This window comes from Amycolatopsis sp. CA-126428 (assembly GCF_002904335.1).
GTDB lineage: Bacteria > Actinomycetota > Actinomycetes > Mycobacteriales > Pseudonocardiaceae > Amycolatopsis.
On the sequence record NZ_PPHF01000032.1, the window covers coordinates 22,427 to 43,639 of the forward strand.

Annotated in this window: 22 protein-coding genes and 1 pseudogene; 7 read left to right on the forward strand and 16 right to left on the reverse strand. The window is 72.6% G+C overall.

Annotated elements, in window-relative coordinates:
• Positions 1-4 precede the first annotated feature (4 nt).
• The 3 genes and pseudogenes from C2L58_RS09295 (at position 5) to C2L58_RS09305 (ending at position 2,093) form a co-directional block, all read left to right on the forward strand.
• Positions 5-1,195 (forward strand): annotated as a pseudogene (locus tag C2L58_RS09295) (cation:proton antiporter).
• A gap of 44 nt (positions 1,196-1,239) precedes the next feature.
• A complete protein-coding gene (locus C2L58_RS09300) occupies positions 1,240-1,872 on the forward strand; it encodes an RNA polymerase sigma factor (protein ID WP_233225644.1) in 633 nt (210 codons plus the stop codon).
• Positions 1,869-2,093 carry an anti-sigma factor family protein gene (locus C2L58_RS09305; protein WP_103337153.1) on the forward strand — a complete coding sequence of 75 codons (225 nt, stop codon included), beginning with the start codon at positions 1,869-1,871 and terminating at the stop codon, positions 2,091-2,093. Before C2L58_RS09300 ends, C2L58_RS09305 begins: the two co-directional genes overlap by 4 nt.
• 122 nt (positions 2,094-2,215) lie before the next feature.
• On the opposite strand, the gene C2L58_RS09310 is transcribed toward C2L58_RS09305, so the two are convergent.
• Both C2L58_RS09310 and C2L58_RS51260 read right to left on the reverse strand, forming a co-directional pair.
• The gene (locus C2L58_RS09310; protein WP_233225637.1) at positions 2,216-2,575 is read right to left on the reverse strand and encodes a YciI family protein; all 360 of its coding nucleotides are present in this window, start codon (positions 2,573-2,575) and stop codon (positions 2,216-2,218) included.
• 163 nt (positions 2,576-2,738) lie between these two features.
• On the reverse strand, positions 2,739-2,873 hold the full coding sequence (locus tag C2L58_RS51260) for a hypothetical protein (protein WP_255410521.1): 135 nt from the start codon (positions 2,871-2,873) through the stop codon (positions 2,739-2,741).
• 556 nt (positions 2,874-3,429) lie between these two features.
• Here C2L58_RS51260 and C2L58_RS09315 point away from each other — a divergent pair.
• Entirely contained in the window at positions 3,430-4,464 is a 1,035-nt protein-coding gene (locus tag C2L58_RS09315) for a zinc-binding dehydrogenase (RefSeq protein ID WP_103337154.1), read from the forward strand.
• Between the two features lie 43 nt (positions 4,465-4,507).
• Here C2L58_RS09315 and C2L58_RS09320 read toward each other — a convergent pair whose 3' ends face one another.
• From C2L58_RS09320 to C2L58_RS09350, 8 genes are all read right to left on the reverse strand, one after another.
• The gene (locus tag C2L58_RS09320) at positions 4,508-4,738 is read right to left on the reverse strand and encodes a hypothetical protein (protein WP_103337155.1); all 231 of its coding nucleotides are present in this window, start codon (positions 4,736-4,738) and stop codon (positions 4,508-4,510) included.
• Positions 4,739-5,074: 336 nt separating this feature from the next.
• Entirely contained in the window at positions 5,075-5,491 is a 417-nt protein-coding gene (locus C2L58_RS09325; RefSeq protein ID WP_103337156.1) for a VOC family protein, read from the reverse strand.
• Between the two features lie 57 nt (positions 5,492-5,548).
• Positions 5,549-5,887, reverse strand: a complete 339-nt coding sequence (locus tag C2L58_RS09330; RefSeq protein ID WP_233225645.1) for a helix-turn-helix domain-containing protein — start codon at positions 5,885-5,887, stop codon at positions 5,549-5,551.
• A 96-nt stretch (positions 5,888-5,983) separates the two neighbouring features.
• On the reverse strand, positions 5,984-7,483 hold the full coding sequence (locus tag C2L58_RS09335) for a UvrD-helicase domain-containing protein (protein WP_103337157.1): 1,500 nt from the start codon (positions 7,481-7,483) through the stop codon (positions 5,984-5,986).
• Between the two features lie 139 nt (positions 7,484-7,622).
• Positions 7,623-7,922 (reverse strand): EthD family reductase, encoded by a 300-nt coding sequence (locus tag C2L58_RS09340; RefSeq protein WP_103337158.1) that lies wholly within the window; start codon positions 7,920-7,922, stop codon positions 7,623-7,625.
• A gap of 28 nt (positions 7,923-7,950) precedes the next feature.
• Positions 7,951-8,073: a hypothetical protein gene (locus C2L58_RS51265; protein WP_255410522.1), complete on the reverse strand. Its 123-nt coding sequence runs from the start codon at positions 8,071-8,073 to the stop codon at positions 7,951-7,953.
• Positions 8,073-8,876 (reverse strand): NAD-dependent epimerase/dehydratase family protein, encoded by an 804-nt coding sequence (locus tag C2L58_RS51695; RefSeq protein WP_441296294.1) that lies wholly within the window; start codon positions 8,874-8,876, stop codon positions 8,073-8,075. The genes C2L58_RS51265 and C2L58_RS51695 overlap by 1 nt, the downstream gene beginning before the upstream one ends.
• A 62-nt stretch (positions 8,877-8,938) precedes the next feature.
• The gene (locus C2L58_RS09350; RefSeq protein WP_103337159.1) at positions 8,939-10,003 is read right to left on the reverse strand and encodes a medium chain dehydrogenase/reductase family protein; all 1,065 of its coding nucleotides are present in this window, start codon (positions 10,001-10,003) and stop codon (positions 8,939-8,941) included.
• 108 nt (positions 10,004-10,111) lie between these two features.
• On the opposite strand from C2L58_RS09350, the gene C2L58_RS09355 reads away from it, so the two are divergent.
• Entirely contained in the window at positions 10,112-10,804 is a 693-nt protein-coding gene (locus tag C2L58_RS09355; protein WP_103337213.1) for a TetR/AcrR family transcriptional regulator, read from the forward strand.
• Positions 10,801-11,502 carry a TetR/AcrR family transcriptional regulator gene (locus C2L58_RS09360; protein ID WP_103337160.1) on the forward strand — a complete coding sequence of 234 codons (702 nt, stop codon included), beginning with the start codon at positions 10,801-10,803 and terminating at the stop codon, positions 11,500-11,502. The genes C2L58_RS09355 and C2L58_RS09360 overlap by 4 nt, the downstream gene beginning before the upstream one ends.
• Before the next feature lie 3 nt (positions 11,503-11,505).
• On the opposite strand, the gene C2L58_RS50315 is transcribed toward C2L58_RS09360, so the two are convergent.
• The 3 genes from C2L58_RS50315 to C2L58_RS09375 form a co-directional block, all read right to left on the reverse strand.
• Positions 11,506-14,889, reverse strand: coding sequence for a glycosylhydrolase-like jelly roll fold domain-containing protein (locus tag C2L58_RS50315; RefSeq protein WP_103337161.1), 3,384 nt, complete (start codon positions 14,887-14,889; stop codon positions 11,506-11,508).
• Between the two features lie 106 nt (positions 14,890-14,995).
• On the reverse strand, positions 14,996-15,937 hold the full coding sequence (locus tag C2L58_RS09370; protein ID WP_103337162.1) for an SDR family oxidoreductase: 942 nt from the start codon (positions 15,935-15,937) through the stop codon (positions 14,996-14,998).
• A 12-nt stretch (positions 15,938-15,949) separates the two neighbouring features.
• Positions 15,950-16,570 (reverse strand): NADPH-dependent F420 reductase, encoded by a 621-nt coding sequence (locus C2L58_RS09375; protein ID WP_103337163.1) that lies wholly within the window; start codon positions 16,568-16,570, stop codon positions 15,950-15,952.
• 137 nt (positions 16,571-16,707) lie between these two features.
• Here C2L58_RS09375 and C2L58_RS09380 point away from each other — a divergent pair, with 137 nt between their 5' ends.
• On the forward strand, positions 16,708-17,607 hold the full coding sequence (locus C2L58_RS09380; RefSeq protein WP_103337164.1) for a LysR family transcriptional regulator: 900 nt from the start codon (positions 16,708-16,710) through the stop codon (positions 17,605-17,607).
• Positions 17,608-17,773: 166 nt separating this feature from the next.
• On the opposite strand, the gene C2L58_RS09385 is transcribed toward C2L58_RS09380, so the two are convergent.
• From C2L58_RS09385 to C2L58_RS09395, 3 genes are all read right to left on the reverse strand, one after another.
• On the reverse strand, positions 17,774-18,514 hold the full coding sequence (locus C2L58_RS09385; RefSeq protein WP_103337214.1) for a GAF and ANTAR domain-containing protein: 741 nt from the start codon (positions 18,512-18,514) through the stop codon (positions 17,774-17,776).
• A 45-nt stretch (positions 18,515-18,559) separates the two neighbouring features.
• A complete protein-coding gene (locus C2L58_RS09390; protein ID WP_103337165.1) occupies positions 18,560-19,282 on the reverse strand; it encodes a GAF and ANTAR domain-containing protein in 723 nt (240 codons plus the stop codon).
• A gap of 226 nt (positions 19,283-19,508) precedes the next feature.
• Positions 19,509-20,867: an extracellular catalytic domain type 1 short-chain-length polyhydroxyalkanoate depolymerase gene (locus tag C2L58_RS09395; protein ID WP_103337215.1), complete on the reverse strand. Its 1,359-nt coding sequence runs from the start codon at positions 20,865-20,867 to the stop codon at positions 19,509-19,511.
• Between the last annotated feature and the right edge of the window lie 346 nt (positions 20,868-21,213).

The following is a 21,213-nucleotide window of genomic DNA, read 5'->3' on the forward strand; positions in this document are numbered from 1 at the left end:
AGTCATGCCGGGCGTCGGTTTCGTCAACTTGTCCGCGGTCGCGGCGATCGCGCTCGCGGCGCCGCTGCTGCTCGGGCTCGCGCCGAAGCTGCGCGTGCCCGCGGTGGTGCTGGAGATCGTGGCCGGGATCGCGCTCGGGCCGTCCGGGCTGGGCTGGCTCGAGCCGGACCTGCCGGTGCAGATCGTCGCCCTGCTCGGGCTGGCGTTCCTGTTGTTCCTGGCCGGGCTGGAGATCGACGTGCACCGGCTGCGCGGGCGGGCGTTGCGGGTGGCGGTGCTGGGCTACGGCGGCACCGTCGGCCTCGGCCTCGCCGCCGGGGCCGGGTTCGCGACCGCCGGGTGGGTCCACAGCCCGCTGCTGGTGGCCGTGGCGCTCTCGGCGACGTCGCTCGGGCTGGTCGTGCCGGTGCTCAAGGACGCCGGGCAGGCCGACGGCGGCCTCGGGCAGGCGGTCATCGCCGCGTGCTCGGTGGCCGACTTCGCCGCCGTCCTGCTGGTGTCGCTGCTGTTTTCCGCCTCCGGCGGCAGCACCGGCGCGCGGCTGGTGCTGCTCGTCGCGTTCGCGGGCCTGGTCGTGGTCACCGCGGCGGTGATCGCGCTGGCCGGCCGGTCGCGGCGGCTCGGCGCCACCCTGACGCGGCTGCAGGACACCACGGCCGAGATCCGCATCCGCGCGGCCGTGGTGCTGCTGGTCGCGTTCGTCGCGCTGGCCTAGGCGTTCGGGCTCGAGAGCATCCTCGGCGCCTTCCTGGCGGGGGCGGTCGTCGGCCTGCTCGACCGCGATTCCGGCTCGCACCCGCGGTTCCGCCTCAAGCTGGACGCGATCGGCTACGGCTTCCTGGTCCCGGTCTTCTTCGTCACCAGCGGCCTGCGGCTCGATCTGTCCGGTTTGGTCGCCGACGCGGGCGCGCTCGCCCGCGTCCCGCTGTTCCTGGCCGCGCTGCTGCTCGCGCGCGGCATCCCGGCGCTGTTGTTCGCGCGCGAATTCGGGACGCGGCGGGCGATCGCGGCCGGCCTGCTGCAGGCGACGTCGCTGCCGTTCCTGGTCACCGCCACGCAGATCGGGGTGCTGACCGGCCTGATGACGCCGGTGACCGCGGCCGCGCTGGTCTGCGCGGGACTGCTGTCGGTGCTGCTGTTCCCGGCCGGGGCGCTGGCGTTGCTGCGGGCGCCGGACCCGGTGGCCGTAAGGTGACCGTCACCCTTTTCCCGCACCGCCGCGGCTACGCTCGGGCGGTGATGAAGCTGCCCCCGGACGACGACCTCGTCGCGGCGCTGCGGGCCGGGGACGGCGCGGCGTTCGCCGGCTTGCTCGACGCCTGGTCGTCGTCGATGCTGCGGCTGGCCCGGTCCTTCGTCTCGACGCACGCCACCGCCGAGGAGGTCGTGCAGGACACCTGGCTCGCGGTCGTGAAAGGACTGTCCGCCTTCGAAGGCAGGTCGTCGTTCAAGACCTGGGTGTACCGCATCCTGGTCAACACGGCCAAGAAACGCGGCACGCACGAAAAGCGCAGCGTCCCGTGGACCAGCCTGCTGCCCGGCGACGAGGACCACGGCCCGACGGTGGACCCCAGCCGGTTCCAGGGCCCCGGCGGCGCCTACCCCGGACACTGGCGGGCAGCTCCCGAACCGTGGGACTCGCCGGAGAAAACCGCACTGGCACTGGAAATCCGCGAGGTGATCACCGGCGTGCTGGACGAGTTGCCGGCCCGGCAGCGCGCCGTGATCAGCCTGCGCGACGTCGGCGACCACACCGCCGAGGAGGTCTGCGAAATCCTGCAGATCTCCGCGGCCAACCAGCGGGTGCTGCTGCACCGCGCCCGCGCGGTCGTCCGCGCCCGGCTGGCCGGCTACCTGGGGGCGGCCCGATGAACTGCGACGAGTTCGTCGAGCTGGTCACCGCCTTCCTCGACGGCGCCCTCGACCCCGCGACCGAAGCGCGGTTCGTCGAGCACCTGGCGTTGTGCGAAGGCTGCGAACACTACCTGGAGCAGTTCCGGACCACGATCACGGAGCTGGGCGAACTGCCGCTGGAGTCGTTGTCGCCCGCGGTGCGCGAGGACCTGCTGAACGCGTTCCGCGCCTGGCACTGAGGCCGGCCGAGCAGCCGCGCGCCCGGTACCGCGGCTTCGAGGGTGCGCCGGGTCCCGGGGGTCGTAGCCGGTGACGCTGATCCGCGGCACGACGCCGAACGCCGGCATCGAACTCCCGCGCGTTAGGCCTCGAACCCGGCGAGCGGGCGCACCTCGATCGGCACCGAGATCGCGGCGGTGACCCGGGCGGCCCACGCCACCGCGGCGTCGAGGTCCTCGGCCTCGATGAGGTAGAAGCCCCCGAGGTGTTCCTTGCCTTCCGCGAACGGCCCGTCGGTGTTCAGCACCTCACCGCCGGACTCCCGCACCACCCGCGCGGCACCCGGTTCGCTCAACCGGGCGCTGAAGACCCACGCCCCGGTCGCTTTCAGGTCCTTCTCCACCTCGCCGAGCAGCCGGTGCGATCGACGCATCCGCTCCTCGGTGGGCTCCTCACGAACTTCACCTTCGACGCTGTGCACGGACAACAGGAACCGGGCCATGACTCCACTCCTCCCGGCGGACGGACGCCGCCGTTCACTCCTCATACGAACGAGTGTTGCCCGGATCGACAGATCCGCCATCCGGTGGGCGCGGTCGTTCCACCGCGGTGCACGGGGGTTCCCCCGATTGTCACGCCATAGAGGTGTCAGCTTCTCGCGCACCTCAGGAGGACACCAATGCCCAGTGCCAGCCGGATGTCGACGCCGGTCGACCGCCGAGGCGGTCGTGGCCCTCCGGGCCGAGGGGCATCCGCACCCCGGCCAGGTGCGGGTCGAACGGGTGGAACCGACCGAGCACGGGTTCACCATCGAGTTCGAGGAACGCCGGACCCACGACGGCCGGTCCTGGTACAGCCGGGAGATGATCCGGGCCGACGTCGCCGGGGACAGCATCGTCGAAATGGCGATCTACTGCACCGGCGACCGGGATGAAGCCAAGCAACGTCCTCGTGCGTACCACCGACGACCCCGGCCGAGCCCGGGTCGCCGCCGCGCTCGCCCGGTGCCGGGTCCACGCCGGGCACGCGGCCCGCGCCACCCGGTTCGCCGACGAGGCGACCGTCGTCTTCCAGGGCTACCCGATCCTCGGCCGCTCACTGTACATTTCGGACGGAGCGGGCCACGCCGACGCGGCGGACATCGACTCCTACGTCACGCGCGGGCCGGCGAGTCCCTCGTCTGGCGCGAACCCGAGGACGCCAACCTCTTCTCCAAGAACGTCCTGGTGGGGTGAGACGTGCCGCGGCGGGATCACCCGATCGTGGGACAGCCGGACCCGATCCCCTGCCGGACTCCGGCTCAGCGCGTTTGATGGGTGGTGGCCAGGGAAAACCACCCACGACGAGAGTGAGCCGATGAAGGCGACGTTGATCTACGGTGCCGGCGACGTGCGCGTCGAGACCGTGCCCGACCCCCGGCTGCACGAGCCGACCGACGCGATCGTGCGGGTGCTGCGCTCCTGCATCTGCGGCAGCGACCTGTGGCCCTACGGGGCCAAGCCGGCCCAGGACCACGGCGACCGGATCGGCCACGAGTTCCTCGGCGTCGTCGAGGACGTCGGCGCCGACGTCACCGGCCTCGAGCCCGGCGACGTCGTGGTCGCGCCGTTCGTGTGGGCCGACAACACCTGCGACTTCTGCCGTGAAGGCCTGCAGACCTCCTGCCGCCACGGCGGCCAGTGGGGCTCGGCGGACGTCGACGGCGGGCAAGGCGAAGCCGTCCGCGTCCCGCAGGCCGCCGGGACGCTGGTCAAGCTGCCCGTGGGCGAGGACTCGGCGCTGCTGCCGTCGCTGCTGAGCCTGTCCGACGTCTTCCCGACGGGCCACCACTGCGCCGTCACCGCCGGGGTCGGCCCGCGCACGACCGTCACGGTGATCGGCGACGGCGCGGTCGGGCTGTCCGCCGTGCTCGCCGCCCGGCGCCTGGGCGCCGAGCGGATCATCCTGATGGGCCGCCACGCTTCTCGCACCGACCTCGGCCGGGAGTTCGGCGCCACCGACGTCGTCGCCGAACGCGGCGACGAAGGCATCGAACGCGTCCGGGAGCTCACCGGCGGCGACGGCACCCACGCCGTCCTCGAATGCGTCGGCCTCGAACCGGCGATCGAGACGGCGTTCGGCGTCGTGCGCGACGGCGGCACCGTCAGCCGCGTCGGCGCCCCGCAGTACCCGGACGTCCCGGCCGGCGTCCGGGAGTTCCTGCGCAACATCACCCTCACCGGCGGGGTGGCCCCGGCTCGCGCCTACATCGAGGACCTGCTGCCGGACATCCTCGACGGCCGGATCGAGCCGGGCAAGGTCTTCGACCGCACCGTCGCACTCGACGACGTCCCCGGTGGGTACCAGGCCATGGCCGACCGCGAAGCGCTGAAGGTGCTGATCCGCCCGTGACCACCCCGGCATCATCCACAAGGGACTGATCGGGCACCGGGCGCTACCGGGCGTCGAGCTCCTCACGCAAGATCACGTCGACGCGGCGGCGGGCGCGTCCCAGCGTGGCAGCGGCCCCGGCCGCCGCGAGCACCGAGGTCATCACCCACCCGGCGCCCGCCGACTGCGACCACGCGAGCAGCACCACACCCACCGCGGCGATCGTCAGCGGCGCGGTACCGGCCCGGCCACTCATCCACACCGGCAGCACACGCCCGATCCAGAACAAGCTCATCAGCGACCACCTTCCAGCGAGCACGGCGTGACCACCGCACTCCTGACAGACGCAGAAGCCACCGGACTTGTTACAGAATGTCACCGGTTGTTCGGCAGACGAGGCCCCCCGGATCGCATCATCGTCACCCGAACGCGCGACAGGCAGGGGCCGATGCCCCTGGTGCACTCGTGTCCCTGGCGGCAGACTGAAGGCAAGTCACGGACACAGAGGGCCACGGCCCCGAGCATCGGTGGCCCAGGTTGGCGGTCGGGTTCAGACCAGAGCCTCGCCGCGAACCGCACCGGCCGCCTTCGACAGCAGCCTCGAGGACTGCGTCGACGCGGCGGCGCGTTTTCAGGAACCCGACAGTGGCTGGCTGAACCGGATGCTGTTGCCGAACGGGTCACGCAGGCCGCAGTCGATGCCGTACGGCCGCTCGGTCGGCTCCTCGGTGAACTCGACGCCCTTGGCCGACAGCGTCTCGTAGGTCTTGCGGCAGTCGTCGGTGGTGAAGAACAGCGAGCCGGCCATCGCGCCCTTCGTCAGCAGGTCGCGGACCTGGTTCGCGGTCGCCTCGTCCATCCGGGGCGGCCCGGGCTTCTCCAGCAGGATCTCCCGGTCCGGCCGGCCGGGCACGTTGATCGTCAGCCACCGCATGAACCCCAGGTCGGCGTCGGTGTGGACCTCCAGGCCGAGCTTGCCGACGTAGAAGTCGAGTGCCTCGTCCTGGTCGAGCACGAAGATCTGCGAGATCTTGATTGCGTTGAACATGCGGGCGACGGTAGTGCAGGGGCGCGCCGGGACGCTTATCCAAAACGATCGTCCCGGTCAGCTCCGCGGCCGCGTCCACGCCATCGCGAAGCAGGTCGGCACGTCCGCCAGCGGGCCACGTCGCCGGTAGGCCGTCGGCGACTCGCCGACGATGTCCCGGAACGTCCGGCTGAACGTCCCCAGGCTGGTGAAGCCGACCTCCACGCAGATGTCGGTGACGTTCCGGTCGCCCGAACGCAGCAGGAACATGGCCCGCTCCACCCGGCGGCGCTGCAGGTAGCGGTGCGGGGTTTCCCCGAAGGTGGCGCGGAAGGTCCGGCTGAAGTGCACCGCCGAGACGTGCGCGACGCGAGCCAGCGCCGGCAGGTCCAGCGGCTTCGCGTAGTCCCGGTCCATGGTGTCGCGGGCACGCAGCAGGCGACGGTTGCTCTCCTCGGCGGCTCGGCTCACGTCCGGATCCCACCACACCGGGCGCGGCCCGGTGTGGTGGCGTCAGCTGGCTGCCCGGCCGAGCTGCTCCGGGCCCGGGTTGCCGTCGGGATGCCGGTTGATCCAGGCCAGGCCGCCGAGGTCGAGACGGTTCCGGGCCCGCGTGACGGCGACGTAGGCGAGCCGGGCTTCGCTGGGCTCGATCTTGCCCGGGATCGGCTCCCCGTCGAGGTCGGTGTTCTCCGGGTCGACGGGCTCGGGGAAGTCGTCGGCGATGCGGACGCTCGGCCATTCGCGGCCTTTCGCGGCGTGGGCGGTCGAGACCACGACTTCGGCGTGGGTTTCGGCGGCCAGCCGGGAAAGGGTGTGCAGCACGACGTCCGCGCCGTGTTCGTCGATGACCTCCACGAAGGACAGCAGGTCGCGGCCGTCCGGGTCCCACTCCGCGTAGTCCTGGACTTCGCCCCAAGAGGCGAACAGCAGCAGCTCGGGGTGGGTGGTCCGGCGGCCGGCCTGCAGGTCGCGCGCGGCCTCGGCCAGGCTCTGGAGAACCGCGGCGCGGCCGGCGAGCGCGACCCGGCGGCCCTTGCCGAGCAGGGTGAGGATCTCGGCCATCGCGCCGCCGTTGGTGCGGCACAGGATCGCGTCCGGCTGCTCGACGGTTTCCACCCGGCTGGCCACCACGGGAGAGCCGGTGAGGCGGATCGGCGCGCCGGCGATGGCCAGCCATCGGTTCGCTTCGGCGGCTACGCCGTCCCCGAACCGGAACGAGTGCGACAACGCCAATGAGCGGCCCGAGAAGCCGGTCATGACGTCGCGGGCGCCGCGCCAGCCGTAGATGGCCTGCGCGGAGTCCCCCACCATGACCAGCTGGGCGTGGTCGCCCTGGGCGAGGAACACCCGCTCGACGACCGGGTTGGTGTCCTGCGCCTCGTCCAGCAGGAAGAAGTCGCCGTAGAGCCGCGGCCGGGTCAGGGCCCACATCTTCAGGTAGTGGTCGTGCTTGAACGGCACCCGCCCGCGCTCGGGGTTCTGCAGGTCCGCCCACATCCGCTGGGCGTAGGGCAGCACCAGCTGCGTGAGCTGGTCGTGCAGGTGTTCCTCGCCGATGCCCTTGAGCCAGGGCACGTGCTGCCGGTCGAGGGTCTCGTCGGCGGAGTAGCAGTAGAGGATCACCGTGCGCTGGGCGGCGTAGCACAGCGCGGCCTTGGTGAGCTTCCGCTCGCCGATCGTCACTTCCATGGTGATGCCCAGCGACTGCGCGAGTTTCGCGGTGGCCATCCGCGGGTGGTTGAGCCGGTCCTGGTAGCGGTGCCCGACCGCCTTGAACGCGAGGCTGTGCGCGGTCGAGCACGCCACGTTCGGGCCGAACAGGCGGCGGGCCTCGGTCGCGATGGCCTTGTTGAACGCCAGGTACCGGCCGCGGCGGCGGGTGCTCGAGCCCAGCATCGTCAGCGTGGTCGTCTTCCCGGTGCCCGCGCCGGCCTGCAGCACCAGGTGGTCACCGGCGCGGAACGCGTCGACCGCGGCCCGTTGTTCGGACGTCGGCGGGCGTGCGGGCATCGGGTTTCCTCCCCGGGGAAGCGGCAGGACGGGTGATCGAACGATTACATGCCGTTCCGGGGCATTCGTACCGCCATCCCGGCCGTACGTGTGTTCGCGCTGCTCCTTGTGGGGGACGCCCCGGCCGGGATCGCCGCCCTCAGCTGAGCGGGTAGTGGATCATCTCCACCCCGCCGGTGGCGTAGTTGGCCACATCGGCGGCGACGGCCTTGCCCGCCTCCGAGCCGAGCGCCCCGGCCATGGCCTCGGCGGACTCGAAGTCGGCGTGGAAGACCGCGAAGTACTTGCGCTCCCCGCCGAGCGAGGCCACGTCGAAGGAGTACTGGGACTGCACGAGGCCGGGAAGCTTCGCCGCCAGCGGCAGGTGAGTGCCGACGTAGTGGTCACGGAAGTGGGCTTCGTCGACGGGCGGCGGGTACAGCACGGTCAGCCGGTGCATCGGAGTCCTCTCTCTGCTCTCTGCCGGGTCAGCGGCGGTCCTCCCCAGCGTGACACACCGGGTTCGCGGCCGACCGGCCGGTGATCGGCAGCCGCATCGGCGGTTCGGCCGCCTCGAACTGCACCATCATCGAGCCACGCGGCTTCCGCATCATGGACTTCCTCTTCTCGTCAAGCCCCGCGCGAGTTCGGAGGCCGGGATCAGCGCAAGGCGGCGGTCAGCGCCGCATCCAGCTGTGGGTGCGTGTAGCGGTAGCCGCCCTCGAGGGCGCGGCGGGGCACCGCGCGCTGGCCCGTGGTGACCATGTCCGCCATCTCGCCGAGCGCCATCCGGAGTGCGAGGCCGGGTGTCGGCAGGACGGCGGGGCGGTGCAGCGCCCGGCCCAGCGCCTTCGAGAACTCCCGCTGGGTGACCGGTTCGGGGGCGGTGCCGTTTCAGCGTGCCGCCCGCGGCGTCGAGAACGACCCCGGTGCGCATCCGCACCACCCGGACACCGAACTCGGCCGCCCTGGCTGCTTCGTCCTCCCATGCGCGGGAAACCCCGGCCAGGAACGTGGCGCCCGGCCCGGTCTCCTCGGTGATCTCCTCGTCGCCGCGCGGACCGTAGTAGGCCACGCCGGAGCTGGAGACGAGGACCCGCGGCCGGTCCGCTTCGGGGGTGGCCCGCAGGCCTTCGACGAGGTTGCGGGTGCCGGTCACCCGGGAGCGCCGGACGCGGTCCTTGACCTCCTCGGTCAGGCGCCGGCCGAGGGGTTCGCCGGCCAGGTGGACCACGGCGTCCCGGCCGGCGAGCGCGCCGAGCGGGGCGGGTCCGGTGAGCGGGTCCCACTGCCACGTCGAGCGGCCGGTGCTCGCGGAGCGGGAAAGCACGGTCACCTCGTCGCCGCGGTCACGGAGGCGGGCGGCGAGCCTGCCGCCGATGAGACCGGACACGCCGGTGATGGTGATCTTCATGGTGCCGGACTCCTTGCAGAAGAAGGGAAAAGGGCGTTCCTTCCGCGACCGCGGGAAGCCGCTTACGGCACCAGCACGATCTTCCCGAGCGCGGTTCGCGCGGAGGATTCGGAGAGTTCCACGGCCGCCGCCACCTCGGTCAGCGGGTAGCGGGCGGCGATCTTCGCCGTGAGCACCCCCTCGCGCAGAAGCCCGAAGACGTGGGTGAGGTCGGTGCGGATCCGCGTGCGGAACGCCTCGCGCTTGGCCGAACCCGGCTTGCCCGCGCCCGACCAGACGTCGAAGAAGCTCGCGTGCTTGCCGGTGGGCAGGTGGTTCCAGAACGCCAGCTTCGTCAGCACGTTCAGGAAGCTCAGCACCACCGGAGTCCGGTCGTCGAGCTTGCTCGCGATGCTGTAGCAGACCAACGATCCGGTCTTGTTGAGCAAGCGGTAGGAGCGGGAGATGCTCGCCCCGCCGAGGTGGTCGAACACGGCGTCCACCCCGCCGGGGGCGAGTGCGCGGACCCGGGCGGAGACGTCGGGGTCCCGGTAGTCGACCGGCTCGACGCCCAGTGCGCGCAGCGCCTCGTGGTGCCGCGGGCTCGCCGTGCCGATCACCCGGGCACCCGCGTGGCGGGCGAGCTGGGCCAGCAGGGTCCCGACCCCGCCGGCGACGCCCAGCACGAGCACGGTCTGCCCGGCGCGCACCTTCGCGACGTGGTGGAGCATCTCGTAGGCCGTCAGCCCGTTGACCGTCAGCGTCTCCGCTTCCTCCGCGCTCACGCCTTCGGGCACCTCGACCAGATCGGCGGCCGGCAGCAGAACGGCCGTGGCCCAGGCGCCGGTCTTGGTCAGTGCGGCGAACCGCCGGCCGATCAGCGCGCGGTCCACGTCCGGGCCGACCGACTCGACGATCCCGACGAGGTCGTAGCCGGGCACGAACGGGAACGCGGGCTGGCCGTAGTAGCGGCCCCGGCGCATCGCGCTCTCGGCGAAGGACACGGCGGTCGCTTCGACGCGCACCAGGGCCTGGCCGGCCGCCGGCGCCGGCAACGAGCGCCGGACCAGCCGCAGCCCGGACGGTTCGACCTTGCCCGGCAGCACCACTTCGGTCGCGGTCACGGTGGGGATGCTCGTCTCGGCCATGGCCGGCTCCTCGAATTAGTGCGACTCCTCGTCGCTTCGTTAATGATCGTAACTATGCACCGATGTGTCATACTGCGTCAACCCATAGCGCGAAGCGAGGTGTCCACGATGGCCGGACCGGAGCCGACCCGGCGCGAGCGGTACCGGCGCCGGACCGTGGCCGAGATCAAGGCCGCCGCGATGGCTCAGCTGTGCGAGGGCGGCGCGGAGACGGTGTCGCTCACCGCGATCGCGCGGAGCATGGCGATGTCCGCACCGGCGCTGTACCGCTACTTCGCCTGCCGCGACGAACTGCTGGCCGACCTGGCCGTCGATGTCCACCTCGCGCTCGCCGACGCCCTCGAAGCCCACGCCCTCGAAGCCGCCGCCCGGGGAGCCTCCGCCGCCGCCCGGGTCGCCGCGGTCGCCCACGCCTACCGCGACTGGGCACTGGCCCGGCCGCACGCCTACCACCTGGCGCACGAAACCGCCTACGGCTCCGCCCGAGAGCACGCCGCCGACCGCATCGCGGCCGCCGCGCAGCGGTGCATGACCGTGTTCCTGAGCGTCGTGGCCGAAGCCGGCGAGCCACCCCCGGCCGCGGTGCGGCACTTCGGGCTGATCTGGTGGAGCAGGCTGCACGGCCTGATCAGCCTCGAGCTGGGCGGGCACCTGGCCGCCACCGGCGTCGACACCGCGCTGCTCTACCGGACCGAAATCGACGCGATGCTGAACGCACTGGGCCGCCGCCACACCGTGACGACCCGTAGCGGAGCGACCTTCCCGTCGACACCGCTACGGTCCATTACGATGCGACGATGACCAACGAGCCGCCCGCGATGAACCGACGCGAACGGCTGCGCGCCCAGACGTTCCGGGAAATCGAGGACACGTCGTTCGCGATCATCGACGCCGACGGCGTGCACGCGCTGACGATCGCGGCTCTCGCCCGCAGCATGGCGATGTCCGCACCCGCGGTCTACCGCTACTTCGCGTCCCGGGACGCGCTCATCGCCCACCTGGTCACGTCGTCCTACCAGCAGCTCGTCACGGCGATGCGGGAAGCGGTCGAGGGCAGCCGGCGGGCGCCGCGCGCGCGGGTCCGGCTCCTGGTCGCCGCCTACCGCGACTGGGCCCTGCGCCACCGCCGCCGCTACGGGATGCTCTTCGCCGAACGCGCCGGCGACGCCCCCGGCGAGCCGGCCGCATCGACCCCGCTGGACCAGGCGATGGCCCTGCTCATCGACCTGCTGGCCGCCATCCAGGACACGGCCCCGGCCGGCGGCAAGACCGGCGACCGCGCCCTCGACGAGCAACTGCGGCACTGGGCCCGAGCCCAGGAGCGGCCGGACGCCACGCCCCGCGCGGCCACCGCCGCCATCCGGATCTGGACCCGCATCCACGGCATCGTCAGCCTCGAGCTCACCGGGATCTTCGACAACCGCACCATCGAGGTCCAGCGGCTGATCGACCTGGAGATCGACGACGCCATCACGTCCCTGACGACCACCGCCGCCTGATCTTCAGGAGCTCGGCGCCGAGCGGGCCAGCGCGACCTCGACGAGGCGGTGCGGCCGCAGCGTGACAGGGCCGAGCAGACCGGAGGCGAGCGCCTGCCCGCGCGCGTTGGCGCCGGTGTTGGTGACGCGGACCCGCACCCGGTTGCGGCCGGGCCGCACCACCGCCGTCACGTCGACGCGGTACGGCGGCCAGAGCCGGGACCCGGCGCTCCGCCCGTTGACTTCGATCTCGGCCACTTCGCGGACCTCCCCGAGGTCGAGGCGCCACGACCGGCCGGACAGAACCGCGGCGTCGAGGAGGAATTCCCTTTCGTACCAGGCAGATCCGGAATACGCCGGGTCCAGGTCCGTCCAGGAACCGAGCGCGCGCGTGACCACCGGCGCCCCCTCCCGATCGAAGTGGAACGCCCAGTCGCCACCGAGGGGCACCGGCGCGAGCGGGTCGGGAACCGCCGCCGTGCCGGTGTAGGAACGCCCGCCGTCGACCGCGGTGACCGTGACCTCGCCCGGCCCGGTCACCCGCACCGTGGCGGTCGCGGCGCGGGCGTCGATGCGCACGCCTTCGACCGGCGCCGACGCGGACACGGCGTGCGCGGGTTCCCGCCCCGCGCGGAACACCACCAGCAGCGTCGCTTTCGGCTCGAGCCGCAGCTCCACCGCGGTACTCCCGGGCCGCACCCGCCGCCACACGCCCACCGGCGTCACGGTTCCGGTGTCGGGGTCCCACACCTCGGGCACCCCGGCCGCCGGGAACGTCGCGGTCAGCGCCACGACGTCCGCGCGCTCGTTGAGCACGACGAACGTGGCCCGGCCCTCGCCTTCGAGACGCAGAACGCGGACGTCGTCGTGCCGTGGCTCCAGCACCGCCGCCGCACCGCCCGCCCCGGCGGCGGCGACCGCGGCCGCCACCGGATCGGCCGCCCGGACCACCGAGCGGACGGCGAACAGCTCGGCCAGCGCGCCGCGCAGGCCGGCGTCGTCTCCCCCGGCCTCGCGGCCCGGCTCGCCGACGACGACCACCGTGCCCCCGCCGCGGGCGAACCGGATCAGCGTCCGCACCGCCCCGAGCGCGAGGACCGGCGTCCGCGGCACCACCACGATCCCGTACGCCTGCTGCCCCACGACCAGCCGCGACCCGGCCGGCCGGGCGTGCGTCACCAAGGCGGGGTCCGCGTCGAGCGCGCCTTCGTCGAGGAAGTCGAAATCGACCTGGACGTCCTCCAGCGCGTGCGCCGCGGTGAGGAACGCGGTGTCCAGCTCGGCCATCGCCGGGGTGTCCTGGGTGGACTCGGCCGCGCGTTGCGGCTGGAGCAGCGCGGTGCGGGCCCTGGCCGGCAGCCGGCACGCTTCCATCAGCCGGCCGATCCAGTCGTTCAGCGGCGCCGACACCGCCCACCACGGGTTGACCGGCTGGAACGGCGGCGGGTACACGATCTGGTTCTCGTCGCTGAACCTCGCGTGCAGCAGCGTGTGGTTCACCCCGCGCACGGCGAACGCGCCGATCACCTCGCGGACCAAGGCGGGCGTGACCGGCCAGCCGGTGCCGCCCATCGCCTCCAGGTAGACCCGCTCCAGCCCGAGCTGGTGGGCGGTGCTGGCCGGCCACCGCGACAGCGTGCGGTGGTAGCCGCGCCGGTAGTGGTCGAAGATCAGGTCGGTGCCCGGCACCTGCGCCCACTGGTTGGTGGTGTTCAGGTTGCCGGAGCTGCGCAGCTGCTCCCCCGGCCCGTATTCGTCCCACAGCGGGTTGGAGATCAGCCGCAGGCCGTGCGCGGCCATCCACTGCCCCTGGGTCCGGTAGTACGCGGCGGCGAACCGGTCGCTGACCGCGCGCCAGAAGATCCCGCGCAGCCGCAGGCCGTCCGGGCCGAGGTCGTCGTGCACCGCGGTCAACGCGATCCCCGGTGCCACCCCGGCCCGGCGCAGTTCCGCGTCCAATGTGGACGACCAGGGCACGGTGTCGAACGGCCCGTCGGCCGAAGCGAGGTAGGGCTCGTCGTCGGCGAAGCCGCGCAGGACCGAGCCCGCCGCCCACGGGAACCGCCGCAGGTACTCCCCCGGCACGGCGTCGACGAACAGCCGCACCGCCTCGTCGTCGAGCAGGTCGAGGTAGGCGCGCCCGGTGCCGGTGGGGGTGCTCAGCGGGCGGACGGTGAACAGGTCCAGCCGCCAGTTCCCGGCGGGCGGTGTCCACGTGCCGCCCGCGCGGGCCTGCTCGGTGAGGTCCACCAGCGAGCCCGGATCGGCCGAGGACTCCGGCCGGGCGGCCGCGGCGACCAGCGGGACACCGGTCGCGGGCAGGTCGAAGGCGTCGAGCGCGGCCACGTCGTCGAACGTCTCCGCATACAGCACGCGGCCGTCCGGATCGCGCACGCTCAGGCTGTCCCACGACGATCGCTGGCTCGCCACCGCGCGCACGCCGACGCGGCCGGCGCCGTATCGCAGTTCGGCCGGGGCCTGCGCGGCACCGTCCAGCGACACCGTCAGCGTCGTCCCGCGGACCCCCACCACCAGCTCGTGGTCGGCCGCCGGGTCGAACCCGGCGACCGGGGAACCGCTGCGGACCAGGCCGAACGCGCCGCCGGTCTGCTGCCAGACGTCGACGGCACCGTCGGCGCGCAGGTCGGCGAGGACGCCGTTGCCCTCGTCGGCGCTGCGCACCATGAGCCCGGCCGTGGCGCTTTCGACCCGGACCTTCGCCACGACGTCGTAGTCCTGCCACTGCGCGCCCTCGCGCAGCAGCGTCACGCCGTCGCGGGCGCCGGCGTCGACCAGCAGCCGCCCGCCGGAGACCGAGAGCCCGCGGCTGACCAGCGGCACCGGCACCCCGCCCGCGACGGTCAGCACCTGGTGCCCCACGCCCTTGAGCCGCAGGTCCGGCCGCGGCCGGTAGACCCGGTCGCCGACCTGCCCGCCGTCGACGACGAGCCCGCCGGCGCGGCCGCTCGGGAAGTAGTCGTCGTTGAACAGCCACAGGTGCATCCCGTGCCGCTGGGCCTCGCGCAGGGTGAACTCGATGAGCGCGAACCAGTCCTCCGTGAAGAACGCCGGCCGCAGCGCCGCCGTGTCGAACGGGAACACCAGCACCTCGTGGACGCCCTTGTCCCGCAGGTCCGCCAGCCCGGCGGTCACGAGGGTGGTGGTGACGGCGCCGTTCCAGAACCACAGCACGGTGGGCCGCGAATCCGGGCGCGGGTTCGCGAACCGCCGCGCCGGATCGGCGGTGCCGGACGCGGCGGTGCCGGACGCGGCGGTGCCGGCGTAGGCGATCGGCCACCCACCGGCCGTCCCGGCGACGACCGCCGCGGCGGCGAGCGCGAGCACGCGCCGCCGGGACAGTGCGCACTCACCGCCGATGGGATGGAGCATCGGATCGTTCTCGGCCATGGCGACCTCTCCCCAAGCGACTTGAAACGATTCAAGACAGCCGGGAAGTTACGTGACGCGGGTCACGCCGGTCAAGGAATGGCCGCAAACCTGTCCGGTGCGGCTCCTATCCCCGGTTCGCGGGGAAGTAGTGGCCGTTGTCCAGACCGTCGAGCAGGCCGGGCCGCGCGGGTTCCCAGCCGAGGGTCTCGCGGGTGATGAGGTTCGACGCCGGATAGCCCTGCGTGACGATGTTCGCGAGGAAGCCGAAGTGGCCCGGCACCATCAGGACGTCGACCGGGATGCTTACGACGGGCAGGCCGAGCCGGCTGCCGATGGCCTCGGCGATGGCGCGGAACGGGATGGCGCCGTCCGCCACCGCGTGCCAGTAGCTGCCGGCCGGGCCCTTTTCCCAAGCCAAGCGGAACACGGAAGCGGCATCGCGGGCGTGCACGGCGTTCCACTGGTTGGCACCGTCTCCGGGGTAGCCGGCGACGCCTTTCTCCTTCGCCAGCGCGATCAGCCGCTGGAGGAAGCCGGCTCGGTCGGTCGTGCTGTGCGCGATGTTGGCGATGCGCACGATCGACGACCGCACCCCGCGCTCGGCCAGGCCGATGACGGTGGTCTCCACGACGTTGCGAGCCCGCAGGGTGCCCGCGTGCTCCTCGCCGCCGGGCAGGGCCGGGTCCTGCTCGGTGGCCGGCCGGCCCAGGTTCCCCGGCGAGCCGATGCTCCCGGCCGCGACCAGCGGCTTGCCGGTTCCCGCGAGTGCTTCGCCGTAGGCGAGCATGATCGGGACTTCGGCGGCGGCCACGGCGGCGACTCCGCCGGTGGGGAGCAGGTCCTGCCGGTGCGCGACGTGGATGACGCCGTCGGAGTCCGCGGCGGCTTCCTTGAGCCCGTCGAGGTCCTCGAGGTCGCCGCGGCGCACCGTCGCGCCGAGCGCGGACAACGTGGCCGCGGCCGGGTCCGAGCGGGCCAGGGCGGTGACCTCGTGCCCGGCGGCGACGAGCTCGGGAACGATGTGGGAACCGATGTGGCCGGTCCCGCCGGTGACGAAAACTCGCACGATGTGTCCTGCTCAGTCTTTGCCGGTGACGCCGAGGCTGATGTCGAACCCCGCGCCGTGGTTGGCCAGGCCCATCAGCAGTGGACCGATCGCCTCCAGCCATCGCGCCGCCGCGAGATCGCCGGCGTCCAGCGGACGCAGCCCGAGGCTCTCGATGAAGGCCGACACCCGGGTCTTGGCGTCCACGTCGTCGCCGGCGATGAGCACGTCCAGCCGGCCGCCCCGGGCGAGAACGTGGCCGAAGACGGTGTTGAACGCCTTCACGACGTGCGCGCTCGCCGGGAGGGCCTTGGCGATCTCCTGCGCCCCGGAGGTGCCGGCGGGGGTGACGACCCCGGTGGCGTCGGCGTTGAAGGTGTTGGAGATGTCGATGACGATCTTGCCGGCCAGTGCGTCGCCGAACCGGGCCAAGACCGGCGTGGCACTGGCGTAAGGCACCGCGGAGACCACGATGTCACCGGCCGGGGTGGCGCCGAAGGCTCCGGCCGTCGCGCTGCCGCCGAGCTCGGCGGCCAGGTCCTCGGCCTTGGCCGCGTCGCGGCCGATGACCTCGACGGTGTGGCCGGCCTCGACCGCGCGGGTGGCGATGGCGCGGGCCATGCCCCCGACGCCGACGATGCTGATGGTGCTCATGGTGTGCCGCTTTCTGGAGTCGGAAGTGGTTGCGGGCGCCCGACATCCATGGTTGCCGCCGGTCGGAGTCGATGTCCAAGACCTCTTCCGGCCGCGGCGATACCCTGGTGGCATCGCCGGACTTCGGGAGCCCGTGGATGGATCTGGACCTGCGCAAGCTGCGTTATTTCGTCGCGGTCGCCGACACGCTGCACTTCGGCCGCGCCGCCGAACGACTGCACATCGCGCAGCCGGTGCTGAGCCGGCAGATCCGCGCGCTCGAACAGGATCTCGGCACCGCGCTGTTCACCAGGGACAGCCACGGGGTGGTGCTGACCGACGCCGGCGCGCAGCTGCTCACGGACGCCGCCCCCTTGCTGGCCTCCGCCGACGCCGCCCGCCGCCGGGTGACCGCGGCCGCGCGGGGCGACCGGCGGCTGATGGTCGGCTTCCGGGCCGGCGTCGCGGTCACCCCGGCGATCCACCGGTTCGCCGTCCGGCACCCGGATGTGCGAGTCGACGTGCAGCGCATCGAAGCCGACGAGCAGGCCGAGCTGCTGCTCGACGGCCGCATCGACATCGGCTACGTGCGGCTGCCCATCGACGAGGCCGGCCTGCGCGTCGTTCCGCTCTACACCGAGCCGCGGGTGGCGGTGCTGCCCGCGCGCCATCGGCTGGCCGGCAAGGAAGAAGTCACCGAAGCCGACCTGGCCGGCGAACCGCTGCTTTGGCACGCCGACGCGAGCACGCAGCCCACCAGGCGCCCGCACCTCAACGCCGGATACCTGGTCCGCGGCGTGGACGAAACACTCGAGCACGTCGCCGCCGGCCGGGGCATCTCGTTCTTGGCGCGCTCGGCGACCGTCTTCTACACGCATCCGGAGGTCGCTTACGTGCCCGTCCCGGATCTGGCCCCGGACCAGGTCTGCCTCGCCACGGCGACCGCACATCTCTCGCCGGTGGTCGAAGACTTCTTCACCGCGGCTCAGGCGGCCGCCGAAATCACGGCGGAATGCGGCAACCACGAAATGTGGCAGCTCGGCGGCGAGCCTCGCTAGCCCGTCATTACCGAGCCGGCTCGCCGCCACCTGGTCCAGCGCCGGCAGGACTACCTCGACGAGCTCGAACGCCGTGACCGCGGCGGCTTCCTCCGCTGGCCGGCCGACGGTGCCGGCGCCGGCAGCGATCCCGGGCCGTACCTGACGAACCGGCGCCGATGCCCGGTCAGTTCTTGCGGTCGTGGCGGGCCAGCACGAGTGCCGGGTCGAGCTGCCGCTCGGCGAGTCCGCGGGCGACCTCGCCGAGCAGGAGGTGGTGGCTGCGGGCGTAGCCGCGCAACGCGGTGAAGGCGTCGTCCATGCTGAGCCGACCGGTCACCGCGAGGACGCCCTTCGCCTGCTCGATGGTCACCCGGCTGTTCAGGGCGGTCTGCAGCTGCTCGGACATCGTCTCGCCGTGCCGGATCGCCCGCTCCTGGAGGATGCCGATGGTCGCCGTGTCGGCCAGCGCCTGCGCCAGGTGGACGTCGTCGGGTCCGAGCTCACCGGGCCGGGCGCCGAACAGGTTCAGCGCGCCGACGATCTGCTTGCGCAGCCGCATCGGCAGCGCGTGCACCGACGCGAACCCCTGCCGAGACGCCTCCGCCGCGAACCGCGGCCACCGCGTGGCCTCCGCGGCGACGTCGGCGACCAGCACCGGAGCCCGGGTCGCGAAGCACTCCACGCACGGCCCCTCGTCGATGCTGAGCTGAAAGAGCTCCAGCAGCCGGGCCTGCTCGGTGGAGGAGGCGAGCACCTGCAGGCTCCCGCGCTCGTCGACCAGCGTCAGGCCGGCCGCGGCGACGTCGAGCAGCTCCACGCAGCGCCGCACCAGCGTGTGCAGGAGGTCGGCGACGTCGTAGTCGTCGACGAGGGTGTCGGCCAGCGCGACGAACGTCCGGGTCACCTGTCGTTCACGGTCGGCCATGGCCACCATCTCCTGGTTGCTCGTGGGATGTCTTCATGGTGGTCCTCACCAGGCCTCCCGGTCCAATCGGAGCCGGCCGGCGACGATGTCGGCGGCGACGTCCCGCAACGCCCGGCCGTGCCCGAAGGCGTATGCGCGCATCCGGGCCAGCGCCTCCGCGGCCGGCAGGTCCAGGTGCGCGATGACCATCCCGGTGGCCTGGTGCACCTCGCGGTGGCGCATCCCGGCCCCTTCCATCCACCGCCCGTCGCCGTCGAGCCACCGGTCACCGCCGAGCAGCCCGGACAGCGCCAGCGCGGCGATGTCCGCCACCTGCAAGGCGACCGCGAGTTCGTCGGCGGCCAGTGAGCCCGGGGTCGACCGGTACGTGTCCAGGGTCGCCACCCGCACGACACCGATCTGCAGCGGGAAGGTGAACAAGGCCGCCACCGGGTACTCGGCGGCCTGCGCGGCGAACACCGGCCAGGCGGCGGGCAGCCCCGCGCCGAGATCGGCGACCAGGACCGGGCCGCCGTGGGTGTAGGCGTCGAAACACGGCCCTTCCCCGAGGCCGAACTGCAGTTCGGCCAGCGCGCCGCTGATGGCGTCACTGGTGTAGACGACCTCTCGATGCCCGGCGTCGGCCAGCACCGACACCGCGGCCCCGTCCACCGGGAGCAACCGGACACACGCACGGCACACCCGGCCGACCATGTCGACCCCGCTGCCGGGCCGGCCCCCGGCCAGCGCCGCCAGCACGCTCTCCCGCAGCACGTCGATTTCAGCCACGGGCCACCCGACCCTGCACGCCGGTCTCCTCCGAGTCGGTGTTCTCACACCACACCGACTCGGAAACGACAAGGTCCGGATCAGCTCCGCCACCGCGGGTGCGCTCGCCCGCACCCTACCGCGCGAGGCCGTCACCCGCCCCAGGCCAGAGCGCAACTCGAAGGGCGTCGAAGCGTGGCGGAAGGGGAACTGCCGCCGCACTTCACCCTAAGGTGTCAGTTCCGGTTCAGCGCGTGGCCGAGGCCGGGCCGGTCCACTTCTGGTTCTGCCCGCCCCCGCAGGTGCCCAGCCGCACGGCGGTCCCGTTGGCCGTCGAGCCGGCCGCGACCTCCAGGCAGAGCCCGGACTGCGTGCCGGTCACCGTGCCGTCGGCGTTGCTCCGCCACTTCTGGTTGGCGCCGCCGTGGCAGGCCCAGATGATCACCGCCGTGCCCGCGCCGGTTCCGCCGCCCTCGGCGTCGAGGCAGCGCAGCGTGTCGCCGGAGTAGACGGTCAGCTCGCCGGCGGCGGTCGCCGTCCAGGTCTGGTTCGTCCCGGCGTTGCAGTCCCACAGCTGCAACCGGGTGCCCTGCGTCGTCGACCGGCCCGGAACGTCGAGGCACCTCCCCGCGGCCACCGAGCGCACCGGACCGCTGCGGGGTCCGGTGCTGCCGCCGCCGTCGAGGCCGAGGAAGGAAATCGCGTACGCGAGCATCCCGGCCTGCGGCAGGGTGTGCCCGGTGCCCGCGACGACGATGCCTTCCACGGAGGCGTGGGTCCCGGTGTCGCCGTAGCGGTTCCGCGTCCAGGACGACTGCGGGTGGTCGGTGGCGGCCGGCGTCTGGTTCAGCCCGTGCAGGGCCGTCCACTGCTTGATCTCTTCGCCGTAGTTCGGGTAGGCCAGCGTGGTGTCCTGGTCGCCGTGCCACAGCTGCATCCGCGGGTAGGCGCCGGCGTAGCCGGGGTACATGGCGTGCGCCTGGTCCGCCCACTGCTGTGCGGACTTGACGACGTTCCCGCCGGCGCACTGGCTGTTCCACAACGAGCCGTCCGTGGTCGCGAAACACCCCGCGGGCACGCCGGAGAACGCGGCCCCGGCGGCGAACACGTCCGGGTATTCGGCGGCCAGGACGTTCGTCATCATGGCCCCCGAGGAGAAGCCGCTGACCACGATGCGGCCCGGGTCCACGTTGTAGTGCTGCCGGGCCCACCCGACCATCGACATGATGCCGGTGGAGTCGCTGCCGCCGTTGCGGGTCAGGCCCGCCTTCGTGGAGACGTCGAAGCAGTGCCCGTCGCGGGTGGCCTCGGGCACGACGACGAGGTAGCCGTACCGGTCGGCCGCCGTCGCGTAGTCGTGCCCGTTGCCGTTGAAGATCCCGCCCGCCGAGCCACCGCAGTAGTGGACCAGCACGAGCAGGGCGGGTTTCGCCGCCAGCGAGTCGGGCGCGTACACGTACATGCCGAGGTTGGTCGGGTTGGTGCCGAAGTCGGTGACCCTGGTCAAGGTGGCGGCCGCGGCGGAACCGGCGGCCAGGAACGCCATGGTGACGGTCAGCGGCACCATCAGCACCAGCGCCAGCAAGCCGCGGATCACCCGTTTCATCGCTTCCTCCGCCTTCATCGCCAGATCCATTGCTCGGCAGGCCGCCGGAAGCGGCCTTCTCGGGTCAGACCGGCAGCGCGATCCCGCACGGGATGCGGTACTCCCCTTCAGGAATGCGGCCGACGCGTGCCGTGAAATTCGTCCGGCTACCGGGCCGGAGAAACTGGACTCACGATAAGAGCGGCCGATGACGAGGTCAATGATCGCCCGGCCGCCGCTGAAAGTTACTTGTTCCCCCGATTCCGAATTCGTCGATGGTGGTGGCGAGCTGAATGGTTCTGCCGCTTTGCGACCGCCCGGCAGTGGTTCGCCCGGCACGCGGGCTGCGGTCGCACGGGTCCGGCCG